Annotated in this window: 22 protein-coding genes; 13 read left to right on the top strand and 9 right to left on the bottom strand. The window is 62.8% G+C overall.

The features are described from left to right. Positions 1-6: 6 nt before the first annotated feature. Positions 7-387: a ribonuclease P protein component gene (gene rnpA, locus BLT40_RS12195; RefSeq protein ID WP_090353413.1), complete on the bottom strand. Its 381-nt coding sequence runs from the start codon at positions 385-387 to the stop codon at positions 7-9. A gap of 13 nt (positions 388-400) precedes the next feature. Further along, positions 401-535, bottom strand: a complete 135-nt coding sequence (gene rpmH, locus BLT40_RS12190) for a 50S ribosomal protein L34 (RefSeq protein WP_036109021.1) — start codon at positions 533-535, stop codon at positions 401-403. A 190-nt stretch (positions 536-725) separates the two neighbouring features. On the opposite strand from rpmH, the gene dnaA reads away from it, so the two are divergent. The 9 genes from dnaA to BLT40_RS12145 all read left to right on the top strand — a co-directional run bounded on the left by dnaA (position 726) and on the right by BLT40_RS12145 (position 11,199). Continuing rightward, entirely contained in the window at positions 726-2,087 is a 1,362-nt protein-coding gene (dnaA, locus tag BLT40_RS12185) for a chromosomal replication initiator protein DnaA (protein ID WP_036109024.1), read from the top strand. Positions 2,088-2,300: 213 nt separating this feature from the next. Beyond that, on the top strand, positions 2,301-3,401 hold the full coding sequence (dnaN, locus tag BLT40_RS12180; RefSeq protein WP_036109027.1) for a DNA polymerase III subunit beta: 1,101 nt from the start codon (positions 2,301-2,303) through the stop codon (positions 3,399-3,401). Positions 3,402-3,498: 97 nt separating this feature from the next. After that, a complete protein-coding gene (gene recF / locus BLT40_RS12175; RefSeq protein ID WP_090353411.1) occupies positions 3,499-4,581 on the top strand; it encodes a DNA replication/repair protein RecF in 1,083 nt (360 codons plus the stop codon). A 68-nt stretch (positions 4,582-4,649) separates the two neighbouring features. Then, on the top strand, positions 4,650-7,094 hold the full coding sequence (gyrB, locus tag BLT40_RS12170; RefSeq protein WP_036109033.1) for a DNA topoisomerase (ATP-hydrolyzing) subunit B: 2,445 nt from the start codon (positions 4,650-4,652) through the stop codon (positions 7,092-7,094). Between the two features lie 283 nt (positions 7,095-7,377). Then, complete coding sequence (locus BLT40_RS12165) at positions 7,378-8,679, top strand: tetratricopeptide repeat protein (RefSeq protein WP_079521146.1); 1,302 nt, start codon at positions 7,378-7,380, stop codon at positions 8,677-8,679. Between the two features lie 198 nt (positions 8,680-8,877). Next, positions 8,878-9,540: an energy transducer TonB gene (locus BLT40_RS12160; protein WP_036109037.1), complete on the top strand. Its 663-nt coding sequence runs from the start codon at positions 8,878-8,880 to the stop codon at positions 9,538-9,540. Positions 9,541-9,593: 53 nt separating this feature from the next. Beyond that, entirely contained in the window at positions 9,594-10,361 is a 768-nt protein-coding gene (locus BLT40_RS12155; RefSeq protein WP_036109039.1) for a MotA/TolQ/ExbB proton channel family protein, read from the top strand. Between the two features lie 11 nt (positions 10,362-10,372). Next, complete coding sequence (locus BLT40_RS12150; RefSeq protein ID WP_036109042.1) at positions 10,373-10,786, top strand: ExbD/TolR family protein; 414 nt, start codon at positions 10,373-10,375, stop codon at positions 10,784-10,786. A 5-nt stretch (positions 10,787-10,791) separates the two neighbouring features. Further along, entirely contained in the window at positions 10,792-11,199 is a 408-nt protein-coding gene (locus BLT40_RS12145; RefSeq protein WP_036109046.1) for an ExbD/TolR family protein, read from the top strand. A gap of 94 nt (positions 11,200-11,293) precedes the next feature. On the opposite strand, the gene BLT40_RS12140 is transcribed toward BLT40_RS12145, so the two are convergent. Further along, on the bottom strand, positions 11,294-12,037 hold the full coding sequence (locus tag BLT40_RS12140) for a pyridoxine 5'-phosphate synthase (RefSeq protein WP_090353407.1): 744 nt from the start codon (positions 12,035-12,037) through the stop codon (positions 11,294-11,296). 139 nt (positions 12,038-12,176) lie between these two features. After that, on the bottom strand, positions 12,177-12,776 hold the full coding sequence (locus tag BLT40_RS12135) for a 4'-phosphopantetheinyl transferase family protein (protein ID WP_176809163.1): 600 nt from the start codon (positions 12,774-12,776) through the stop codon (positions 12,177-12,179). A 124-nt stretch (positions 12,777-12,900) separates the two neighbouring features. On the opposite strand from BLT40_RS12135, the gene BLT40_RS12130 reads away from it, so the two are divergent. Continuing rightward, positions 12,901-16,386, top strand: coding sequence for a hybrid sensor histidine kinase/response regulator (locus tag BLT40_RS12130; RefSeq protein WP_218124553.1), 3,486 nt, complete (start codon positions 12,901-12,903; stop codon positions 16,384-16,386). 97 nt (positions 16,387-16,483) lie between these two features. On the opposite strand, the gene BLT40_RS12125 is transcribed toward BLT40_RS12130, so the two are convergent. Further along, positions 16,484-17,143, bottom strand: coding sequence for a response regulator transcription factor (locus BLT40_RS12125; protein ID WP_090353405.1), 660 nt, complete (start codon positions 17,141-17,143; stop codon positions 16,484-16,486). 5 nt (positions 17,144-17,148) lie between these two features. Continuing rightward, positions 17,149-19,089, bottom strand: coding sequence for an acetate--CoA ligase (gene acs / locus BLT40_RS12120; RefSeq protein WP_090353402.1), 1,941 nt, complete (start codon positions 19,087-19,089; stop codon positions 17,149-17,151). 168 nt (positions 19,090-19,257) lie between these two features. On the opposite strand from acs, the gene BLT40_RS12115 reads away from it, so the two are divergent. The 3 genes from BLT40_RS12115 to BLT40_RS12105 all read left to right on the top strand — a co-directional run bounded on the left by BLT40_RS12115 (position 19,258) and on the right by BLT40_RS12105 (position 23,262). Then, a complete protein-coding gene (locus BLT40_RS12115; RefSeq protein ID WP_043698548.1) occupies positions 19,258-20,745 on the top strand; it encodes a porin family protein in 1,488 nt (495 codons plus the stop codon). A gap of 12 nt (positions 20,746-20,757) precedes the next feature. Continuing rightward, a complete protein-coding gene (locus tag BLT40_RS12110) occupies positions 20,758-22,422 on the top strand; it encodes an MFS transporter (protein ID WP_090353399.1) in 1,665 nt (554 codons plus the stop codon). A 141-nt stretch (positions 22,423-22,563) separates the two neighbouring features. Then, positions 22,564-23,262, top strand: a complete 699-nt coding sequence (locus BLT40_RS12105) for an MgtC/SapB family protein (protein WP_218124552.1) — start codon at positions 22,564-22,566, stop codon at positions 23,260-23,262. A gap of 161 nt (positions 23,263-23,423) precedes the next feature. Here BLT40_RS12105 and BLT40_RS20315 read toward each other — a convergent pair whose 3' ends face one another. From BLT40_RS20315 to BLT40_RS12095, 3 genes are all read right to left on the bottom strand, one after another. Continuing rightward, on the bottom strand, positions 23,424-23,576 hold the full coding sequence (locus BLT40_RS20315; RefSeq protein WP_176809162.1) for a hypothetical protein: 153 nt from the start codon (positions 23,574-23,576) through the stop codon (positions 23,424-23,426). A gap of 2 nt (positions 23,577-23,578) precedes the next feature. Further along, the gene (locus tag BLT40_RS12100; RefSeq protein ID WP_051943136.1) at positions 23,579-24,088 is read right to left on the bottom strand and encodes a hypothetical protein; all 510 of its coding nucleotides are present in this window, start codon (positions 24,086-24,088) and stop codon (positions 23,579-23,581) included. An 87-nt stretch (positions 24,089-24,175) separates the two neighbouring features. Next, positions 24,176-24,640, bottom strand: coding sequence for a hypothetical protein (locus BLT40_RS12095; protein ID WP_090353392.1), 465 nt, complete (start codon positions 24,638-24,640; stop codon positions 24,176-24,178). Between the last annotated feature and the right edge of the window lie 5 nt (positions 24,641-24,645).

Below are 24,645 nucleotides of genomic sequence, written 5' to 3'. Positions count from 1 at the left end.
GAGAGGTCAACGCGCGATTGTGCCGTCGGCACCCTCACGCTTCAACGGCCGGATGCGACGCAGCAGTGTCTCCAGCTCGGCCAGAAGGGCCGCGCCGGTCTCTTTCACTGCGATGTCTTTAGCCATGACCAGGATGTCGACCGGAGGCAGGTCGGGGCGGGCAAGGCGAAAAGCCTCACGCGCCAGGCGCTTGATTCGGTTACGGTCGACCGCGCGCTTGGAACAGCGTTTGGAGATGGCCAGGCCGAGCCGGGCCGTGTCGACGTCGTTGTTTCCGAAGCGCAAAAGAAAACAGCGGCCGCCGAGGCGACCGCTGACTGTTCGCAACGCGGCGAAGTCGGCGGCGCGGCGTAACCGCGCATCGCGCGGCATGGCGGCGGCACGCACGACCGTCGCCCGATTACGGGATCAGACGCTTGCGACCCTTGGCACGGCGGGCGTTGATGATCTTGCGGCCGTCGGCGGTCGCCATGCGTGCACGGAAGCCGTGGGTACGGGCGCGCTTGAGCAAGCTGGGCTGGAAAGTACGCTTCATGGCGAAGACATCCGGGTGAAGATTGAATATGGCCGGCAAGTATGTCCGACAATCCCGAGGACTGTCAACCGGTTGGGCCATAGCCCGTGATCGGCCTTCGCCGTGGGGGAGTCCGGCGGGGGGCCGGAACGCTGGTAGACTTGGCCGTCCACCCCGCGCGCAAGCGCCCCTTCTGTGGCAAGAATACCCGATGAGTGATCTTTGGAGGCGCTGTCTCGAGCGTCTTGAAGGCGAATTGACCGCCGAGGAAGTCCATACCTGGCTCATGCCGCTGCAGGCCAGGGAAGACGCTTCCGGGCTGCACCTGTATGCGCCCAACCCGTATTCGCTGGACACCATCCGCGATCAGTACCTGGACAAGATCCAGACGATCGCGGGACATCTGATCGGTCACCCGGTCACGGTGCGGCTGGAAGTCGGTTCGTCCGGCGGCCGGCCGGTGCCCGTTCGTGTCAGCAGTGCGACTCCATCTCCCTCGCCGTCGCACCAGCCGGCATCGCGTGCGCCGGAAGCCGCTCCGGAGCCGCCGCACGTTCATAACCTGGATCTGCATTACACGTTCGAAACCTTCGTCGAAGGCAAGTCGAACCAGCTCGGCAAAGCCGCGGCGATGCAGGTGGCGATGAATCCCGGCCGCGCTTACAACCCGCTGCTTCTTTATGGCGGGACCGGCCTGGGCAAGACCCACCTGATGCATGCCGCGGGCAACATGCTGCTGCAGAACAATCCCGGGGCGAAGGTGCTCTACCTACGCTCGGAGCAGTTCGTCAGCGGCATGGTCAAGGCGCTGCAGCAGAAGAACATGGATGAGTTCAAGCGTCGCTTCCGGACGGTGGATGCGCTGCTGATCGACGATATCCAGTTCTTCGCCGGCAAGGACACGACGCAGGAGGAGTTTTTCCACACCTTCAACGCGTTGTTCGAATCCAAACAGCAGATCATCCTCACCTGCGATCGCTATCCGAAGGAACTCGACAAACTCGAGCCCCGCCTGAAGTCGCGTCTGGGCTGGGGTCTGTCGGTAGCGATCGAACCGCCGGACTTCGAAACCCGCGCCGCCATTCTTCTGTCCAAGGCGGCGGAGAAGGATATGGAGGTGTCGGAGGACGTGGCGATGCTGCTGGCCAAACGGATCCGGTCCAACGTCCGCGATCTCGAGGGCGCGCTGAATACCCTGGCGGCACGGGCCAACTTCTATCGCAAGCCGATCACCACGGACTTCGCGGAAGAGACGCTGCGTGACCTGCTGAATACGCACGCGCAGGCGGTCACGGTGCCGAACATCCAGAAGACGGTGGCCGACTATTACCAGGTGCGTCTGTCGGATCTTCTCTCCAAACGCCGTGTGCGCTCTCTGGCGCGCCCCCGGCAGGTAGCCATGGCCCTGTCCAAGGAACTGACCGAGCACAGCCTGCCTGAGATCGGAGAGGCCTTTGGCGGCCGTGACCACACGACGGTGCTCCATGCATGCCGGACGATCCGGGGCTTTTGCGAGAAAGACGTACGGATGAGGCAGGACTGGGAACAGCTGATCCGTATCTTGACGGGCTGAGAACCTGTGGATAATAGGTGGATGGACAGAGGATGAAATCGACCCTCGAAGTTATCCACAAGACACCCACATAGCACGACCGGTTAGGCGCAATCGATATGAAATGCCAAGGTACTGAAATTCAATAGTTTTTCCGTCTTGTCTACTTATCCACCGCCCTAACAACAACCACTAAATAAATCTTAAAAACATTAAAAGCAGGAGAAGGGGCGCATGCAATTCAGCATCCAGAGGGAAGTTCTGCTCAAACCCCTGCAGCAAGTCGTAGGCGTTGTCGAACGTCGACAGACGCTGCCGGTACTGGCCAACCTCCTGGTTCGCGCTTCCGGTAATGAGGTTTCGTTCACCGGTACCGACCTCGAAGTCGAAATGGTCGCGACGACCGCGGCCGACTCGGTGCAGGACGGTGAAATCACGATTCCAGCTCGCAAGCTGTTCGACATCGTTCGCGCACTGCCGGACGGCGCGAAGATCGACCTCAAGCTCAACGGCGAGCGCATCGCGCTGAACGCGGGCCGCAGCCGCTTCACGCTGGCGACGCTGCCGTCGAGCGAGTTCCCGACCATCGACGAGATCGAACTGGTCGAGCGCGTGACGCTGCCTGAAGAAGTTCTGCGCGATCTGATGGACCGTACGGCGTTCGCGATGGCCAATCAGGACGTCCGTTACTACCTCAACGGCATGTTGCTCGATCTGCAGGAACACACGTTGCGTTGCGTCGCGACCGACGGCCACCGCCTGGCGCTGAAGGAAACGAAGCTGGAGAGCTCGGTGTCGGCCCGTCGGCAGATCATCATCCCGCGCAAGGGCGTGAATGAGCTGATCGGCCTGTTCGAAGCGGGGGAGGGTTCGGTAGAACTCGAATTCGGGCGCAATCACCTGCGCGTTCGTCGCGGCGGTGTCGTGTTCACCTCGAAGCTGATCGATGGTCGCTTCCCGGACTACGAGGCGGTCATTCCGCTCGGCGCCGACAAGTCGGCCACGATCGAGCGCGATGTACTGCGCAGCGCCCTGCAGCGCGCCGCGATCCTGTCCAACGAGAAGTACCGCGGTGTAAAGCTCGAGCTGACACCGGGTCGCATCAAGATCGTTGCGCATAATCCGGAGCAGGAAGAAGCCCAGGAAGAAGTCGAAGCCGAGACCGTCGTCGACGACCTCGCCGTCGGATTCAACGTGGGTTACCTGCTCGACGCACTGGGTGCGCTACGGGGCGACAAGGTCCGGATCAACCTCCGTGATGCCCAGTCGAGCTGTCTTCTGCAGGAAGAAGGCAACGACGAGGCGCGCCACGTGGTGATGCCGCTTCGCCTCTGACACCTATCCACGTTAAAGTTCGGCCACCGACGCCGGGGATGTCTTCGACACCCCGGCGTCGTTCGTTTCGACGCATGGCCAGGAAAAGCAGGGCAGCATGAAGTTCGAGTCACTCAGGATTGCCGGATTGCGAAACCTCGAGGGGGTTTCACTGACCCCCGCAGCTGGCATCAACGTGTTTGTCGGCCCTAATGGCGCCGGCAAGACCAGTGTTCTCGAAGCGGCTTACCTGCTCTCACACGGTCGATCCTTTCGTGCCGGCTCCCGTGATGTTCTTCTCCAGCGTGGTGCGAGCGCGTTGTCGGTGTTTGCCGAGGTGCGGGGCAATGACGACCGGGTTCGGCGTCTGGGGCTGGGGCGGGAAGGCAGTCGCTGGCAAGCGCGTGTGGACGGCGATGCCGCCGCTTCGTTAGGCAGCCTTGTCCAGGAATGTGCCGTGGTCTGCTTCGAACCGGGCTCGCACGATCTGATCGCTGGTGCCTCGGACGAACGCCGCCGCTTCCTCGACTGGGGTTTGTTCCACGTGGAACACGCTTTTGTGAATCAGTGGCGTCGTTACCAGCGCGCGCTCAAACAACGAAACTCTCTTCTTCGCGCCGGGGGCCCGATTGAGGCGGCATGGATCGAGCCGTGGGAGGCGGAGCTTGCTACGACAGGCGAGGGGATCAGCGCGTTCCGTCGCGGCTATATCGACCGGTTGCTTCCCCACATTCGCGGTGTCATGGGAAGCGTCCTGCCCGAGCTGGGCGAGTTCACCATTCGTTACAAGCCTGGCTGGGACGACGCGGCGGATCTGCTCTCTACCTTGTCGGACCGGCGCCACCGGGATCTGGCGCGCGGTCACACCACCGTAGGACCCCATCGCGCGGACTTCTCCGTGACCTTTGAACACGCCCCGCTACGGGAACACCTGTCGCGCGGGCAGGAGAAGCTGTGCGCCCTGGCTTGCCTGTTGGGACAGGCCTCGCTTCACGCCGACATCCGCGGCGAATGGCCGGTCATATGTCTCGATGATCTTGCATCTGAGCTCGATCGTACCCATCAAGAGTGGGTAGTCGCGCAGCTTCTCGGCCGCGACGCTCAGGTCTTCGTCACGGGAACGGAGATCCCTGCCGCCCTTTCGGCACAACCGGTCACTGTGTTCCACGTGGAACAGGGTGCCGTCACGGCTTTGCTATAATCGTCCGACTGTCCCGACGCTTCCGCGCCGCATCGGGGCCGCACTCTGGCGCTACCACCAGGCATCGCATGAACGAACCTCTCGATCCGACCCATTCGAACGCGTACGACTCCGGCAGCATCAAGGTCCTCAAGGGCCTGGACGCCGTTCGTAAGCGCCCTGGCATGTACATCGGCGACACTGACGATGGCACCGGCCTGCACCACATGGTTTTCGAAGTCGTCGATAACGCCATCGATGAAGCGCTGGCAGGCTATTGCGACTACGTCACCGTCGTCATCGGCCAGGACGGCTCGGTGGGGGTTTCTGATAACGGTCGAGGCATCCCGGTCGAGATTCATCCGGAAGAGGGCATCTCGACCGCCGAAGTCGTCATGACCGTGCTCCATGCCGGCGGCAAGTTCGACGCTAATTCGTACAAGGTCTCCGGCGGCCTGCACGGCGTTGGTGTGTCCGTTGTAAACGCGCTTAGCGAGAAGCTCTGGCTGACGATCTGGCGTGACGGCAAGGAATATCGCCAGGAATACGCTCACGGTGAGGCCCAGGCTCCCATCGCCGCGTTCGGCGACACCACGCGCCGGGGCACCATGGTGCGCTTCCTGCCCAGTCCGGCCACGTTTACCAACAACATCGAGTTCCACTACGACATTCTCGCGAAGCGTCTCCGCGAGCTGGCGTTCCTGAATTCCGGTGTGACGATCGAGCTCGTCGACGAGCGCAACGATCGCAAGGACATCTTCGCGTACGAGGGCGGCATCAAGTCCTTCGTCCAGCACCTGGCCCAGCTGAAGACGGCCCTGCACCCGAATGTCGTGAGCTTCAGCTCCGAGACCGCGGACGGCATCACCGTGGAGGTGGCCATGCAGTGGACGGACGCCTACCAGGAAACGATGTTCTGCTTCACCAATAACATCCCGCAGCGCGACGGCGGCACACATCTCACGGGTTTCCGCGCCGCGCTGACGCGCACGCTGCAGAGCTATATCGAGAAGGAAGGTCTGGCGAAGAACGCCAAGGTCGGTCTGTCAGGCGACGACATGCGCGAGGGCATGATCGCCGTTCTTTCAGTGAAGGTGCCGGATCCGAAGTTCTCGTCGCAGACCAAGGACAAGCTGGTCTCCAGCGAGGTCAAGACCGCGGTGGAGCAGGTCGTCAACGACAAGCTCGCTGAATTCCTGCTGGAGCATCCGGCGGAAGGCAAGGCCATCGCCTCCAAGGCGGTGGACGCCGCCCGCGCCCGCGAAGCGGCCCGCAAGGCTCGCGAGATGACCCGCCGCAAGGGCGCGCTGGATATCGCCGGCCTGCCGGGCAAGCTGGCCGACTGCCAGGAGAAGGATCCGGCGCTGTCCGAACTGTTCCTGGTCGAGGGTGACTCCGCCGGTGGCTCGGCCAAGCAGGGCCGTAACCGTCGCACCCAGGCCGTGCTGCCGCTGAAGGGCAAGATCCTCAACGTCGAGAAGGCACGCTTCGACAAGATGATCGCCTCCGCGGAAGTCGGCACCCTCATTACCGCGCTCGGTACGGGCATCGGTAAGGAGGAATACAACCCGGACAAGCTGCGCTACCACCGCATCATCATCATGACCGATGCCGACGTGGACGGATCTCACATCCGCACGCTGCTGCTGACCTTCTTCTATCGCCAGATGCCGGAGCTCATCGAGCGCGGCCACGTGTATATCGGCCTGCCGCCGCTGTACAAGGTGAAGCAGGGCAAGCAGGAGATGTACATCAAGGACGATGTCGTGCTCAACGAGTACCTGATCTCGGGTGCCGTGGATAACGCGTCGCTGGCACCGGAAGACGGCGCGCCTGGCGTCAACGGCGAAACGCTCGAGAAGCTCCTGCACGACTACCAGTCGGCGCTCGATCAGATCGCCCGCCTCAGCCACCGTTTCGACACCGCGTCCCTCACTGCGATGATCGAACACGCGCCGATGGAAGAGGGGCTGTGGGCCGATGCGTCCGGTATGCAGGCCTGGCTGGATGCCGTTGCCAAGCGTCTGAGTGCCAGCGGTCTGGGTAAGCCGACTTACGCGCTTCGCTTCCGTCCCGCGCTTAACGAGCAGGGCGCCGCCATCGAAGTCGAGCGCATGCAGCACGGCCTGAGCCACACCTGGATCATGCCGCAGTCGTTCTTCGGCGGTGTCGAGTTCCGGGCCATCCTGACCATCTCGCGTCAGCTGGCCGAGCTGCGCATCCAGCCGGGTGCCGTCGTCCGCCGCGGTAACGCTTCGCGGGGCATCGTCAACTTCGCCGATGCGCGCAACTGGCTGCTCGACGAAGCGAAGAAGGGTCGTTCGATCCAGCGATTCAAGGGTCTGGGTGAAATGAATCCGGAGCAGCTCTGGGAAACCACGGTCAATCCGGAAACGCGCCGCATGCTCCAGGTGGGTATCGAAGACGCGGTGGCCGCGGATCAGATGTTCTCGATGTTGATGGGCGAGGCGGTGGAACCACGTCGCGACTTCATCGAATCGAATGCGTTGAAGGTCGCCAACCTGGATATCTGATCCACGGTCGCCCTTGCCGATGTCGAGCCCGGTCGCAGCGATGCGACCGGGCTCTTCTTTTTTGCGCAACGCGGCATCGCTCCGAGGAAAGACGAAAACGCCGTTTTCAAGGGCCGAAAGGCTGGCGAATTTGCACCGCGCCAACAAACATATAACAAGTCATTGTTTTGACTCTTCTTTTTTATCGCACTGCGACTTGTTCTTAGGAATGAAATCGGGTTAACCTCTGTAGTCCCCCGGTGCTGCTTGTTGTGCGCCGAGTCCTACAGCCTGAGGTCATTCGATGAAACAGGGTTCCTTCGCAAAGCTCGCGCTCGCCACGGCGGTCGCTCTTTCCCTCGCCACTGGCGCAGTCTCTGCCAAAGACGCGGCGCCCAAGGACAAGAAAGAAGCGCTGTATCCGAACGCCACGCGTACGGAGCCCAAGCTCGACCTCAAGAGCGAGAAGGACCAGAAGGCCATCAACGAGGGCCTCGACGCCGCCAACAACGGCGACAAGGAGAAGGCCACCCAGATCCTGACGCCGCTGGCTGACGGTTCGGCCACCAGCAGCAAGTACGCGCAGGCGCTCGCTCTTCAGGGCCTCGCCAACATGAAGTACAACGACGGCGACGTGAAGGGCGCGATCACCACGCTCAAGCAGGCGCTCGATATCGGCGTCATGCCGAACGACACGTACTTCCAGCTCAAGTACATGTACACCCAGTTCCTCGTCGCCGACGAGCAGTACGCTCCGGCGCTGCAGTCGCTGCAGGAATGGCGCGCCGAAGGCAAGAAGGAAACCGCCGATTCGTACGGCCTCGAAGGCAACATCGATTACCGCCTCGAGAAGTACCCGGAAGCCATCGCCGCCATCAACAAGGCGAAGTCGATGCCGGACGCGAAGCCGCAGGGTTCGTGGGACCAGATTCTTGCCGCCAGCTATGCGGAGACGGGCCAGGGCGACAAGGCCGCCGAGCTCGCATCGGCCGAACTCGCCAAGAATCCGAACGACCCCACCGCGATGCAGAACGCGGCTTCCTCGCTCATCCAGGCGCAGAAGTATCCGGAAGCGATCGCGCTGCTCGAGAAGGGCCGTGCCGCCGGCGCGTTCAAGGACGAGAAGCTCTACATCAATCTCGCCAAGGTCTACCTGATCGACGGTCAGGACCATACCGACCGCCAGGAAGCCAACGCGTCGAAGGCGCAGGCGGTTCTCGAAGACGGTCTGGCCAAGGGCATCGTCAAGCCGTCGGCTGAGGTCTACAAGCTCCAGGGCGACGCCGCCATCACCGGTGGCAACGAGAGCGCGGCTCTCGCTGCCTACCAGAAGGCCGCCCCGCTCGCGAAGGATGGTGAGGTCACGCTCAGCGTGGCGCGCCTCCAGCTGCAGAAGAATCAATACGCCGCCGCTGAGAAGTCGGTGACGGATGCCATCAGCAAGGGCGTTCAGCATAAAGGCCAGGCCTATATGGTGCGCGCGGAAGCCAAGCGTGGTCAGAAGAACAAGCAGGGTGCTATCGCGGACATGAAGCTCGCGGCGCAGGACCCTGAAACGTCTGCCAAGGCCAACGCCTGGTTGAAAAATGCAAACAACACCAAGTAAGCGTCTGTAAAGTGCCGGGAGTGGGGATTTTCAAGCGTCATAAATCCTCCCTTCAGGCGCTATACAAACGCCATATGCTGGTGTAACTTGCATATCTTTCCGCTTGCAGAAACCTGCGTTTTCGGCAATGTCAAATGCCGAACGTCGGACTCAGCAGTGCGGGCTCACTTCCGCTTGATTAGCTCTTGATAGTGACTGATGGCCTCAAGTAACGAATCAACCGGCCAAGCGCCGTTTAGTTGGGGGCGCACCAGCGCGTTGGCAGTCGCCATCGCTCTGCACTCGTTCGCTTTCCTTGTGCTTGTTGCGCCGATGGCGCCGCCCAAGACGCAGGAAAAGCAGAAGGAGAAGGTTGTGCAGGTCGATTTTATCGAGCCGCCGCCGCCCCCGCCCCCTCCGCCGCCGCCGCCGCCGGAACCACCCAAGCAGCCGCCGCCGAAAATCATTCAGCAGGTGAAGCCGCCGCCGACTCCGCCGCCGCCGGCTCCACCGCCGCCGGCAGTTGAAGAGGCGAGCTCGAACCCTGTTCCGGCACCGCCGCCGGCGCCTCCCGCGCCGCCAGCTCCGCCGGCAGATATCGCAGCTACCGCGGATATGTCGTACCGTCAGCGTAACCCGCCAAAGTATCCGCCTCAGGCGGTGCGTCAGCGGCACGAAGGTACGGTGGTACTTCTGGTTCTCGTTGGTGTCGACGGTTCGCCGAAGGATGTCAAAGTCGATCAGTCGAGCGGTTTCCGCGAACTGGACAAGGCAGCAGAAGACGCGGCCAGGAACTGGAAATTCAACCCGGGTAAACGAGGCGGCCAACCTGTAGAAGGCTATGCACGTGTCCCCGTTACGTTCAACCTAAACCAGCTGTAAGCCCCCACACTTACATCTTTTAAGTTCACGCTTGACTTCCCAAGGGTAGCGTTATGTTGCAAGACACCTCCGCTCAGCCTGCACAGCCAGGTCAAAACTCCAACGCCGACGCCCTCAAGCAGATGGGCTTCGATCACCTTATCCACAACTTCGATCCGCTCGGTTGGATCGTGTTCGTGGTGCTGGTCGCGATGTCCGTGCTCTCGTGGTACTTCATCGTCGCCAACTTCATCCGTAACAGCATGGTGCGTGCGCGCGCCGACAAGGTCATCCAGGGCTTCTGGAACACCTCGTCGACGCAGGAAGCCATCCGTATGCTCGAAGAGCAGCCGAAGGGCGAACCGTTCTCGAAGATCGCGCTCGACGCCGCTTCGGCCGTTGCTCACCACCAGCAGGCTGCTGGCGGTCGCCTCGCCGAGACGCTGTCGCGTTCGGAATTCATCGACCGCGCTCTCCGCCAGGCCGTGGCTCGCGAGAGCCTGCGTCTGGAAGGCGGCCTGACCCTGCTCGCCACGGTCGGTTCGTCGGCCCCGTTCATCGGTCTTCTCGGTACGGTGTGGGGTATCTACCACGCGCTTATCGGTATCGCCGCTTCGGGTTCCGCGTCGATGGATAAGGTTGCCGGTCCCGTCGGTGAAGCTCTGATCATGACTGCGTTCGGTCTGTTCACCGCTATCCCGGCCGTGCTCGCGTACAACTTCTTCATGCGCTCCAACCGCCTGACCTACGCCAAGTTCGACGAATTCGCGCACGACCTGCACGACTTCTTCGCCACCGGCGCTCGCGTCGAAGGTACGGCGCCGGTCGTCGTCAAGAAGTAAGGAGCTGACCCATGGCTATGTCCAGCGGTGGCAACAGCGGCGGTCCGATGTCAGATATCAACGTCACGCCGCTCGTCGACGTGATGCTGGTTCTGCTGATCATCTTCATGATCACGGCGCCCCTGATGTCCCATAAGGTCCAGATCGATCTGCCGAAGGCTAATCCGAACGTTAAGGATGACACCCCGGTCGAACCGATGGATCTCGCGGTCAAGCCGGACGGTACGTACTTCCTCAATGACGGTGAAGTCAGCGAGGCTGAACTGAAGGCTCAGTTCGCGGTTGCGGCGGCGAAGTCGCCGCAGCCGGAACTCCAGATCCGTGCGGACCGCACCACCGAATATAAGGTGGTGAAGAAGATCCTTGGCGATGCCAAGGAAGCCGGTATGGTCCACGTCGGCTTCATGTCGACCGGCAAGGAGTAACGAACATGGCATTCAGCTCAGGCAACTCTGGTGGTCCCATGGCGGACATCAACGTGACGCCGCTCGTCGACGTCATGCTGGTTCTGCTCATCATCTTCATGATTACGGCGCCGATGCTGTCGCATAAGATCAAAATCGATCTTCCGCAGCCGAACCCGAACGTGCAGAACCCAGAGAATCCGCCGGATCCCGTCCGGCTGCAGATTCGCCAGGATGGCTCGCTGTACTGGAACGATACGCCGGTTGACGAGCTTGGCCTCAAGGCCCAGATCGCGGTGATCGCCACGCAGTCGAACCAGCCGGAATTGCAGATCGACGCGGACGACGCGGCACAGTACGAGGTCGTGGCTCGCGTGCTTTCCGACGCTAAGGGCCAGGGCCTGACCAAGATCGGTTTCGTTAACTCGAACTGATCCACGGTCTGTCCGGTTAGACGAAAAACCCCGCCATTCGGCGGGGTTTTTTTTGCTCCTGTAGCAGCCAGCCCTGCTGGCGATTCCAGCCGCCTCAGGACAAGATCTCGAGATAAGCCTTCACCGTATTGGTAAGCCCCTGATACAACGCCTCACCGATCAGCGCGTGCCCGATCGACACCTCGGCCAGGCCGGGAATCGCCGATTTGAACGTGCCCAGGTTTGCCTGGCTCAGATCGTGACCCGCATTGACGGCAAGGCCTGCCTGCTGCGCACGTCGTGCGGTGTCGGAAAACGCAGCCAGCTCCTTGCGCGCATCACCCTCGGCAAATGCCTCGGCATATGGCCCGGTATAGAGTTCGATGCGCTGCACACCGATGGCCGCCGCTTCGGCAAAGCCCTCACCCCCCGCGTCGACGAAGACGCTGACACGGCAACCGATCTCGCGAAACGCCGCGACGATGGGCTTGAGCGTGTCGATGTCTTTCGTCAGATCGAAGCCGTGATCCGAGGTGATCTGACCGTCGCCATCGGGTACGAGCGTGACCTGGTTCGGCCGCACTTCCCGGGCGAGTTCCAGAAGACCGGGATAAGCGCCGCGTGCGCCGGCAAACGGATTGCCTTCGATGTTGTATTCCACGCGTCCGCGCAACAGACCCGCTATGACACGGACATCGGCTGGCGTGACATGGCGCATGTCCGGCCGCGGATGCACGGTGATGCCGCCACACCCCGCTTCGATGCAGGTATGCGCCGCGGTGGCGATATCGGGCTCGTTGCCGCCGCGCGAGTTGCGCAGCACGGCGATCTTGTTCAGGTTTACGCTGAGTAGTGTCATCGACCGTCCAAAAAAAACGCACGCCACCATTGCGACGTGCGTAATGACTGTCTTCCCAGCATAACTCGCCACATCCCTGTGGCGCACTCCACGGTCACGCACACACACGTAACTGAGACACGGCTCGCGGGGAAAAGGTTCAAAGCGAAGATGTGAAGACGCGGACCGAGCGTTCACCAGCGCGCCATGCCGTCGCGGCAACCGTTCCGTCGACGAGCTGTAGCGGATGCACCTGCCAGGCTTCCGCCGGCGCGATTTCGCCGTCGAAGTCCGTGGGGCGCGCACGGCTGCCCTCGATCTCAAAGGCCACGCGATGCAGGCCGTAGGAAAGGCCGCCGCCGTGGGCCTTGAGCACGGCTTCCTTGGCTGTCCACAGCGCGAGGAAGGCGGCCAGCCGGTTCGCTGAAGGCAGCGTCTCCAGCCAAGCGGTCTCGCTGGCCGCGAAAAAACGACGCGACAGCTCGAGCGCCCGGGCGCGGGGCCGGATCGTCTCGATGTCGACGCCGACCTGAAAACCGGCAGGCCCCCTTCCGACCGCCAGAACGGCGACGTCACCGCTGTGCGACCAGCTGAAACCAAGGGTGTCGAAGGGAGCCGGGAAATACGGCTTGCCGTGTTCAGCGCGCGCGATACGAGGAGCGGCTGGTCCGGCGTACGCCGCGAGGAGTTCGGCGAAATGCGTCTCGCCGGCACCCCCGGCCCACGACCCATGCCAGATATGGATCTCATCGTCGTGCAACGGAGGAACGGAGAGTGGCGACGTCATGCCGACGATGCTGCTTCGTATCGGGCGTTCGGGCAAGTCCTGCAACGGTTGCCGCAAACCCCTAGAATCGACCTGTGCAAACCGGGGAGCACCATTCGTGATCGCAGGCTGGCTTCTGCTGCTGGTCGCCCTTCTGTATGTGGGGCTGCTGTTCGTCATCGCGTACGTCGGTGACCGGCGGCCGCTGTATCCCCGTCAGCCCCGTGTGCGTCCGCTGGTCTACAGCCTGGCGCTCGCCGTTTACTGTTCGTCGTGGACGTTCTATGGCGCGGTCGGCACGGCGGCGCGATCGGGCTTGTCCTATCTGCCGATCTATCTCGGTCCTCTGTTGCTGTTCGTCTTCGGATTCGGCCTGCTGCAGCGCCTCGTCCTCGTGGCGCGCGAGCGCAACATCACGTCGATCGCCGATTTCATCGCCGCGCGCTTCGGCAAGTCGCACGGCCTCGCGGCGCTCGTCGCCATCATCGCTGTCATCGCGATCATTCCGTACATCGCGCTGCAGTTCAAAGCCGTGGCGATGTCGTTTGCCGTGCTCGGTGCCGGTAACTCGGCATGGTGGTTCGGCGACACCGCGTTATGGTGTGCCGCCCTCCTCGCGGTCTTTGCGATCCTCTTCGGTACGCGCAACATCGACGCCACGGAGCACCACCACGGCATGATGCTCGCCGTCGCGGTGGAGTCGCTGGTCAAACTGCTGGCCTTCGTCGCCATCGGCATCTATGCCTGCATGCATGGTCCCGGATTGCAGGAAACGCTTCGCGCGCCGGTGCTCCAGATCGAGAAAGGCAGCCTGCCGCCCGGGTTTGTCGCACAGACCCTGCTCGCCTTCTGCGCGATGTTCTGCCTGCCCCGTCAATTCCAGATCGGCGTGGTCGAATGCGAAGATCCACGCGACCTGCGCCGTGCACGATGGCTGTTCCCGATCTACATGATCCTTATCTCCGCGGCCGTGCTTCCCATCGTCAGTGCCGGCATGGGCGTGAGTCAGGTCAGGGGTGGTCACCTCGATGCGTGGGTGCTGAATCTTCCCCTGGCGCTGGGCGATAGCGGCATGGCGCTGCTTGCTTTCGTTGGCGGCTTCTCCGCGGCGACCGGCATGGTCATCGTCGCCGCCGTCGCCCTCGCGACGATGATCAGCAACGATCTGGTCATGCCCGCGCTGTTGCGCATTCGTCGTCTCGACCTGGAGGAACGTGGCGATCTGTCGAACACCGTGTTGCTGATCCGTCGCATCGCGATCGTTGGCCTGGCGGCGCTCGCGTACATCTATTATCGGATCATCGCCGACGCGGAGAACCTCGCCGCTACCGGCCTGCTGTCGTTCGCGGCCGTCGCCCAGTTCGCTCCCGCGATCGTTTCGGCACTTTACTGGCGTGGTGCCAGCCGCATGGGTGTGCAGGTGGGCCTGCTCGCCGGCTTCGTCGTCTGGGCTTATACGCTGCTGCTACCGGCGATGACCCGTGCCGGCTGGCTTGGCACGCCGTGGATGGAAGAAGGCCCGTTCGGCATCGCCTGGCTGAAGCCGACGGAGCTCTTCCACCTGACCGGATGGGAGCCGGTGACGCACGGCACGTTCTGGTCGTTACTGATCAACGTCGGCTGCCTCGTCTTCATCTCGCTGCGTTTTCGACCCAGCGTGGCGGAACGCCTGCATGCGGCGCTCTTCGTGGACCCGTTCGTGCGCAGCGTCGGTGGCGCGGGCGACTGGCGCGGCCGCGTCACCGTTCGCGACCTCGGCACGATCGCCGGTCGCATCGTCGGCGAGCGCGTCACCGCACGTGCCTTCCACGAGTACGGTGAGCGCCACGGTGTCACCCTCACCCCGTCGGACGCCGCCGATCGACCACTGATTCAGTTCACGGAGCGATTGTTAGCCAGCGCCGTCGGCGCCGCCAGCGCGCGCCGCATTCTCATGGGCGCCCTCTCCGGTACCGGCCTGGATATCGCCGAAGCGATGGCGCTGCTCGACGAGGCATCGCAGGAGTTGCGTTTCAACCGCGAGCTGTTAGCTACCACGCTGGAAAACGTCTCGCAAGGAATCAGCGTGGTCGACGGCGACATGCGCCTGGTCGCGTGGAATCGCCGCTACGTGGAACTGTTCGACTACCCGGACGGGATGGTGTACGTCGGCCTTCCCGTCGCCGATCTCATTCGCTGGAACGCCGAGCTGGGCGAGTGCGGACCGGGCGAGGTGGACGAACACGTCGCCAAACGAATCCGCTATATGCGCGCGGGCTCACCGCATGTGTTCTCACGCGTGCGTCCCGATGGCACCGTCATCGAGATGCGTGGACGCGCGTTACCGGGCGGCGGATTCGTTACCACCTTCACGGACGTCACCGCGTACAAGTCGGTCGAACAGGCGCTGATCGACGCGAACGAGACACTGGAACAGCGTGTCGAAGACCGTACGGCCGAGCTGTCCGAAGCGCTCAACGCCACCGCGATGGCGCGTCGCGATGCGGAAGCGGCGAACGCGTCGAAGACACGTTTCCTCGCGGCCGCGAGTCACGATCTGTTGCAGCCATTGAACGCCGCGCGTCTCTTCACCTCCGCATTGCGACAACACCCTGGCCTGGATGGTGAAGCGGCCGGACTGGCCGAACGCATCGACGCGTCGTTCCGTGCCGCCGAAGATCTCCTCGACGCGCTACTGGATGTGTCGCGGCTGGATGCGGGCAGCTACCGCCCCGAGGTCGTTCCGTTCGCACTGGCCGATCTGTTCGACTCACTGAAACAGCAGTTCGCCGTCGTGGCCGAACAGCGTGGACTCACGCTGCGAGTGGTTCCTTCGTCGTTGTCCGTGCGATCCGATGCACAGCTCCTGCGCCGTATCGTCGCGAATTTCCTGTCCAACGGACTCCGCTATACGCGTTCGGGTGGCGTACTGCTCGGCGTCCGCCATGTCGGACAACATCTTCGCATCGAGGTCTGGGACAGTGGCCCAGGCATCGCGGAAGAACAGCAGGCACGCATCTTCGGTGAGTTCCAGCGCCTCGAGCGACCGTCGCCCTGGGGTGAGAAAGGACTGGGCCTCGGCCTGTCGATCTGCGATCGCCTCGCCGGCATTCTCGAGCATCCGCTGGGACTGCGCTCGCGCGTCGGACGCGGTAGCTGCTTCAGCATCACGGTACCGCGCACGGCGTCGGTGTCGCGTAAGCGCGCACCGGCAATGGCGCGGCCTGGCGGCGGTGAGCAGCTGCCATTGACGGTATTGTGCCTCGACAACGACGAGACGATCCTGGACGGGATGCAGGCGTTGCTCGGTCGCTGGGGTGTGGATTGTCGTGTGGCGATCGACTTGCCGACGGCACTCGATATCCTGTCGAGAACGCATGTGGATCTGATTCTCGCGGACTACCATCTCAGCGACGACATGGATGGGCTCGAGGCGTTACGCCTGATCGGAACGAAAGTCGCACCGATGCCGCCGGCGGCGATGGTGACGGCGGACGGGAGCACCGAGTTGAAACAGCGTGCGCGGGCGTTGGGTTATCCGTTGCTGCATAAGCCGGTGAGGCCGGCGGCGTTACGGGCCATGTTGGTTGCATTGGCCAAGCGGGCGGGGTCGAACGCGGCGTAATGGAAGAGCATCGCGCGCAAGGCGCGCTCCTACAGGTAGCAGCGCGCCCTGCGTGCGATGCACATAAATGTAGCAGCGCGCCCTGCGCGCGACGCTCTTAATTGGCGCCGGGAAACGCCTCCTTCTCCACATCCAGATGACTCGCCGCCAGAGCGACCTGCGTGCGGTTGGATACGCCGAGCTTGCGCATGATCGCCGTCATATGCGCTTTGACGGTCGCCTCGGATACCCCAAGGTCATAAGCGATCTGCTTGTTGAGCAACCCTTCGGCAATCATGTTCAGCACGCGAAACTGCTGTGGCGTGAGCGACGCGACGCGCGCGGCGACGTCGGCCTCGTCAGGCTTTAGTTCGACATTACCGCCGACCAGCTGATGAGGCAGCCACACGTCGCCGTCGAGCACGGTGCGTACCGCTTCGACGATCTGATCGACCGCCGCGGACTTCGGAATATAGGCCGAGGCACCGTGCGCAAGCGCACGACGCGCGACCTGCGCTTCCTCATGACCCGAGACCACGATGGTGGGCAGGCCCGGATACTGACCGCGAATGTGCGCGAGCGCGGAATACCCGCGCGCGCCGGGCATATGCAGATCCATCAGCAACAGGTCCGCATCCGGCACGGACTCGATCACCGCGAACAAGGCGGGCACGCTGTCGGCCGTGTGCACGGTGGCGTCGGGTAACGCGGCCAGCACCGCGCGCTGTAAGGCGTCGCGGAACAGAGGATGGTCGTCGGCGATGATGACATCGGCCATGCGGATTACTTGATCAGCCTTTCTTCCACGAGACTCTTCACCACACCGGGATCGGCCAGGGTCGATACGTCGCCGAGCTGATCCGGCTGGTTCTCGGCGATCTTGCGCAGAATGCGGCGCATGATCTTGCCCGAGCGCGTCTTCGGCAGGCCGGGTGCCCATTGCAGATAATCCGGTGCGGCGATGGGTCCGATCTCCTTGCGGACGCCGGCGATCAGTTCCTTCACGAGCGAGTCGTCGCCGTTCTCTCCCGCGTTGAGGGTGACGAACGCATAGATGCCCTGGCCCTTGATGTCGTGCGGGCAACCGACCACGGCCGCCTCGGCCACCTTGGGATGCGCGACCAGCGCGCTCTCCACTTCCGCCGTGCCGATCCGGTGGCCGGAGACGTTGATCACGTCGTCCACCCGGCCGGTGATCCAGTAGTACCCGTCTTCGTCGCGACGGGCGCCGTCACCCGTGAAATAGTTGCCCGGGTAGGTCTTGAAGTACGTGTCGACAAAACGCTGGTGATCGCCGTACACGGTGCGCATCTGACCGGGCCAGGAATCGGTGATGACCAGATTGCCACTTGCGGCGCCCTCCTGCGGCTTGCCTTCGGCATCTACGATGGCCGGCACGATACCGAAGAACGGCGTGGTCGCTGAGCCAGGCTTCAAGGCGGTGGCGCCGGGTAGCGGCGTGATCAGAAACCCACCCGTCTCCGTCTGCCACCAGGTGTCGACGATCGGGCAGCGTTCTTCCCCCACCACCCGGTAGTACCAGTTCCAGGCTTCGGGGTTGATCGGCTCACCCACGGTGCCGAGGACGCGAAGGCTCTTGCGTGAGGTCTTCTTTACCGGCGCATCGCCCTCGCGCATCAGCGCGCGGATAGCGGTGGGCGCGGTGTAGAACAACGTCACCTTGTGCTTGTCGACCACCTGCCAGAAGCGGCTGAAGTCCGGATAGTTCGGTACGCCGTCGAACATCACCACGGTGGCGCCGTTGGCCAGCGGGCCGTAAACCACGTAGCTATGCCCCGTGATCCAGCCTACATCGGCGGTGCACCAGTAGATATCGTCTTCGCGCAGGTCGAAGGTGAGCTCGTGCGTCAGGCTCGTATAGACGAGGTAGCCACCACTGGTGTGCAGCACGCCCTTGGGCTGGCCCGTGGAACCCGACGTGTACAGCGTGAACAACGGATCTTCCGCGTTCATCGCCTCATACGCGCAGTCCGCGGACTGGCCTTCCATCAGCGTGTGATACCAGCGATCGCGCGGCGACTGCATGTTGATGGCGCCGCCGGTACGACGCACCACGATCACGGTGTCCACGCTGTTGGTACGCGGACGGGTCAGGGATTCGTCGACGTTGGCCTTCAGCGGAATCTTCTTGCCACCCCGGCAACCCTCGTCGGCGGTGACGACCAGCTTGGCGCCCGAGTCCGCGATGCGCGCAGCGACCGAATCGGGCGAGAAGCCACCGAACACCACGGAATGCACCGCACCGATACGCGCGCAGGCCAGCATGGCGACGGCGGCTTCGGGAATCATCGGCAGGTAGATCAGTACGCGATCGCCCTTGGCCACGCCGAGGTTCTTCAGCGTGTTGGCAAACTTGCAGACCTCAGTGTGCAACTCCTTGTAAGTGAGGCTACGCGTTTCGTTCGGATCGTCACCCTCGAAGATGATGGCGGTCTTGTCGCCGCGCGCCTCCAGGTGACGGTCGAGGCAGTTGGCAGCCACGTTGAGCTGCCCATCCTCGTACCAGCGGATATGCAGGTCGGCCGGGTCGAACGAGACATCCTTGATCTTCGTCGGCGGCACGATCCACTCCACCCGCTCGCTCATCTGCTTCCAGAAACCCTGTGGATCCTGGACGGAGCGGGCGTACATGGCGTCGTAGTCGGCCTTGCTGACGCGCGCGGTGGCGGCGAAGGCGGGATCGACCGGGTGGATGTCGGACATGCATGCTCCTGGAGACGATGGCGTAGTGGCTATGCCCGAAGTTTAGCCTCGCGGCGCAACATAAAGCTGCGAAGCGGCTACGACTTTGGTCGAGGTTCGACCTTTGGCCAATGGCACGCGTGATGGGCCTGCCACATGCTCGCCCTGCCAATGGTTGGGGAGACCATGATGAAGACGAACCGTTCCGGTGGCCGCAAGGCCATCGCCCTGAGTGTCGCCTGTGCCTTGATGCTGCCGATGGCGGTCGTTCCCGACCTCGCCCACGCGCAAACCAGGTCGAAGAAAACCACGAGTCGCGAAGCCCAGCTCGAGTCCCGGGTGAACCAGCTCGAGCAGCAGCTCGCCGAGCTCAAGGCGATGATCCAGGAGCAGAAAGCCGCGACCTCCGAGGCCACCACGACGGCGCAGGCCGCCCAGGTCCAGTCACAACAGACCGAAGAGAAGGTAACGAAGGTCGAGAAGGTCGTGGCCACGGTGCCTGCCAAACCGGCCTTTACGACAGGTACCGCACCGGGGGTATCGCTCGCGCTGCATGGCTTCATCAACGCCAGTGCTTTCACGCAGAACAAGGCGTACACCTATGGTAACGGCGCCAACTCGGAGTATCCGATTCCCGCCGGCGGAGCCAACCGCGCCGACGGCCGGGTCAGCGGCGTCGATGTGCGCAACACCCGCTTCTGGCTGGACCTCACTGGCGCGAAGTTCAACGAAAACTGGGCTGGCAGCGGCCGCATCGAGATGGATTTCTTCGGCGGCTTCAACGGCACCGGCGCCTACGCCGGATCGCAGCCGGAACTGCGGATGCGTCAGGCCTACATGGACATCACCAACGCGAACGCCGGCACGACGTTCCGCATCGGCCAGATGTGGGACCTGATGTTCCCGCTCGATTACATCCCCCAGTCGCTCTCGCATATCGCGTTTCCGCTCGGCTATGGCAGCGGCGTGATCGGCTGGCGTTTCCCGGGCGTCGTCTGGATGCAGGACCTCAATCACGGGTCGGAAGGCACCAGGTGGCGCTTCGACATGGCTGTGTTGCAGGGCAGCTGGAATGGTCCTGGCGCGACGGCGACGACGAACTATCAGACCGCGGGCAACGCGGGCTTCAAGCCGCAGATCGAGGCGCGCCTCACCGCGAAAGGCAGCAACTGGCAGGTCTTCACCGCCGGTCACTACAGCAAGGTCGACCTGCACGGTGTCGACGGCCTGACTCCGACGCCGATCAAGAGCAGCCTCAAGAGCACGGCTGTCGAAGTCGGCGGTATGTGGACACCGGGTCAGTTCATCTTCAAGAGCGTGGTCTATACCGGCAACGCGATCGGCGAACTGTTCGGCGACCTCTCGCAGTTCGGCGACATCAAGGACAAGGGCGGCTACCTGCAGGCGGGTTACAAGTTCGACACGCACTGGACGGTCTACGCGTTCGCCTCGGTGAGCAAGCCGGACAAGGACGACGTGCTCCGCTGGCGTGCCGCCAATACGCCGGGCTTGCTGAAGAACCGACAGAAGGCGGCGAGCCTGCAATACACCACGGGCCCGTTCGATTTCAGTGTGGAGTGGATCCACGCCAACCTCGACTCGACCACGGCGAACGGCCTCGGCCGGCAGAAGACCGCCGGCAACGAGTTCACGCTCAACGGCAATTACCGGTTCTGATCGGAGACCGACATGGCGACTACCGCAAGCGGCCTGAGGGCTGACGGCACCATCGGAACCAGCCACAAGCGCGTGATACTCGCGTCCAGCCTGGGCACCGTTTTCGAATGGTATGACTTCTATCTTTACGGCTCGCTCGCCGCGCTCATCGGCAAGCAGTTCTTCACCGGGTTGAACGAGACCAGCCAGTTCATCTTCGCGCTGCTTGCGTTCGCGGCCGGCTTTGCCGTCCGCCCGTTCGGTGCGATCGTTTTCGGTCGCATCGGCGATCTCATCGGTCGCAAGTACACGTTCCTGGTCACCATCATCATCATGGGCACGTCGACCTTCCTGGTCGGTGTGTTGCCCGGCTATTCGACGATCGGTGTCGCCGCGCCCGTGCTGTTGATTCTGCTACGCCTTCTCCAGGGTCTGGCGCTCGGTGGCGAGTACGGCGGCGCGGCCACCTATGTGGCCGAACACGCACCCGACGGAAAGCGTGGTCTGTACACGAGTTTCATCCAGATCACGGCGACGTTCGGTCTGTTCCTTTCGCTGCTCGTGATCCTCGGCACGCGTCTCGGGCTCGGCACCGAAGCGTTCGAAGCCTGGGGCTGGCGCATTCCGTTCCTGATTTCCGCCGTGCTCGTCGGCGTGTCCGTCTACATCCGGCTGCAGCTGCACGAGTCGCCGGTGTTCCAGCAGATGAAGGCCGAGGGCAAACAGTCCAAGGCCCCACTGACCGAAGCGTTCGGACAGTGGAAGAACCTTCGTCTCGTGATCCTCGCGCTGCTCGGCGCGACGGCGGGGCAGGCGGTCGTCTGGTACACGGGACAGTTCTACTCGCTGTACTTCCTGACCCAGAGCCTGAAGATCGACGGCACGACGGCGAACCTGCTGATCGCGGCCGCGCTGCTCATCGGTACACCGTTCTTCGTGTTCTTCGGCTGGCTATCCGACAAAGTAGGCCGCAAACCCGTCGTGCTTGCCGGTTGCCTGATCGCCGCGCTGACGATGTTCCCGATCTTCCGGGGCCTGACGCACTTCGGCAATCCCGCTGTCGAAGCGGCTGCCGCTGCCGCACCGGTCGTTGTCACGGCCGATCCGGATGCCTGCACGTTCCAGTTCGACCCGGTCGGCAAGAAGACCTTCACCAGTTCGTGCGATGTCGCCAAGAGCGTGCTGGCCAAGAAAGGTATTCCATACACCAACGCGGCCGCACCGGTCGGCACGCTGGCGACGGTGAAGATCGGCGACGAGGTCATCGAGTCGTTCGAGGGCGGTTCGCTCGACAAGGCGACGTTCACCGCGCAGAACAAGGACTTCACCGCGAAGATCGGCGTGCAGGTCAAAGCCGCGGGTTATCCCGAGAAAGCCGACCCCGCGCAATCGAACTACCCCATGCTGGTGTTGTTGCTGGCGATCCTCGTGCTCTACGTCACGATGGTCTACGGCCCGATCGCCGCCTGGCTGGTGGAGATGTTCCCGACACGCATCCGTTACACCTCGATGAGCCTTCCCTATCACATCGGCAACGGCTGGTTCGGCGGATTCGTCCCCACGATCGGCTTCATGCTGGTCGCGTGGAAAGGCGACATCTACTACGGCCTCTGGTATCCGGTCGCGGTCGCCCTGATGACCTTCGTCATCGGCCTCTTCTTCGTCCGTGAAACCAAAGACGCGCCTCTCCAGGACTGAGCCCGAACGCGCCGCGCGCGCCTGCAGGAGCCAGCCCCGCTGACGAAAGCAACCTGGCCCCGGTCCACGATGACCGGGGCCAGTGCTTTGCAAAACCCCCATCTCACAGCTCATTGATCCCCGACACGCGATAGTGTCGTGATGAACCCGCTAGACCTCCTCCTCCGCCTGAGCACCGCCGCCATCCTCAGCGGCATCATCGGCGTGAACCGCGGTCGCCTCGAATGGACCGCCGGCCTGCGCACCCACATGCTGGTCGGCGTGGGCGCCGCTCTCGCGATCATCGTCTCCGCCTTCGGCTTCTCCGACGTCATCAACCAGGAACACGTCGTTCTCGACCCCTCGCGCATCGCCGCGCAGGTCATCAGCGGCGTCGGCTTCCTGGGTGCGGGCACCATCCTCTTCGTCGAACGCGACCAGATCGTCCGTGGTCTGACGACAGCGGCAAGCCTGTGGGCCGTCGCATCCGTCGGCCTCGCCGCCGGCAGCGGGCTTTACGTCGCCGCCGTTCTGGCGACGGCGATCATCTGGATCATCCTGGCGTTGCTGAAGCCGCTCGAGCGCAAGCTCACCGGCAAGCGGAAGACGCGTCCGCGGCTTACAGCACGGTTGAGTGGGACCAATGCGTTGTCCGCCTGCGAAACTGTGCTGGCAGAGCAGCACCTTCCGTTTGCGAAAACGATCCTGCGTCGCGAGCCGGACGGCGATGACGTGGTGACGATTCTCTTTGCGAAGCCGGTACGTCGCGAGCAGCTGGCGACGTTGGCGGATGCGATGCGATCGGTCGAGGGATTGAAGTCGGTAACTTACGATGCGCCGCCGGAGACGCGTCGTCGCTGATCCTGGGGACGGCGCACGCAGCCGATACCGATTTGTGGCCGAGGTTTCTTCATTCGCGCCGTCGGAAGTACACGATAGATTTTGGCATCTGGACCGGCCCACTTAAGCACCGCGACATAAGACGGTGGATTGAGCATCCACTCTACCGTCCCTTCGCGCCGTCAGATCACGCCCGGGTTCTTGATCGCGTACATCGTTTCGATGCGGTCGCGGATACCGTTGAGGTAGGCGTCCGGATCGGGATGGCCAGTCGATACGATGTGGGCAGCAGCCCTGATGAGGTCCTTTACGGCGAGCCCCATGTAGATGAGCAAGCTTAAATTCCTTTTTTGCGTCCACGCGTCTTCGCGATCCTGGGAGACGATGCTACCACCGGCTCCAGGTTTCGCTTTGCAACCATCGCAGCCGTCGCCTTCTTTACATCCTCCCAGACATCGGCATGCTCATGCCACGTCGCGACGCCTTGTTCCTCTTGTTGCAATGCCTCGTCCACCTTCGCCCGGAACCAGCGTTCGTGCTCAAGCGCTTCGGATGCGCGTTTTGCGCGATCGGAAACGTCAGTGCGCGGAGCGCGGAGCAAGCCCTTCTGATACTGAGAAATATCCACAAGAAAAGACGAAAGTCCGGCACGTGCGAGTTCACGCACTGCGGTATCGGTCGTGGCAAACATTTTTACCTGACCCGCGCGATTGGTCAGTACGCGCTCGCTGCTTCCCGCGTCGGCATGCACTGTAAAGCCCCCCTTCTCCCCTAGGATCGTTGCGGTCTTTACTGCGCCACTGGACACGAGATCCCGAAGGGCGTCGAGCTTGATCGGATGCGGCATGCGATAATCAGATTATTAATAAGTCGGAACAGATTAACATTAATCGGTGTCGTGTCGCAGAAGCTCATCCGGCTCGCCACGTCCACCTTAGAACTGCGAGCGCGTCGACAACGCCTGACACACCGCATCATCCGACCCGGCACTGCTGGAGTTGCAAGCAACGCGGTTTGCTTCGAGGCCTTTCGTCACAGCCGGGCTCCTGCCTGCCGACGTATACGGAATCTCCGCATTCCCCGGCGGATGCCAGGTCTCTCGCGGTGCCTCAACGCTGGAGGTCTCGGACGGCGGAAACGTCTGGTAACGCGCGGGATCCCATGGCGTACCCGCGGCCTGCTGGTCGCGTTGCTTCACGAGCTTGCCGTACTCGTGCTTCTGCCCGGGCGTCCCGTTCGGGATCGACGCCTGAAGCCGGCGCGTCTCCTGGCCGGTGTACTTCATGCGCTTCAGATCCTTATCGATCGTCTTCTGCTGGGCCTGCTTCTGCTCCGGCGTGAGCTCGGCGTGCGCGGGGAGCGCCATGACGAGGGCGAGAACCATAATCCACTGACGCATGCCGG

It is taken from the genome of Dyella sp. 333MFSha (genome assembly GCF_900102405.1).
Taxonomy (GTDB): domain Bacteria; phylum Pseudomonadota; class Gammaproteobacteria; order Xanthomonadales; family Rhodanobacteraceae; genus Luteibacter; species Luteibacter mycovicinus.
The sequence above is the reverse complement of the archived record's forward strand: the minus strand, read 5'-3'. Positions and strand labels throughout refer to the sequence as shown.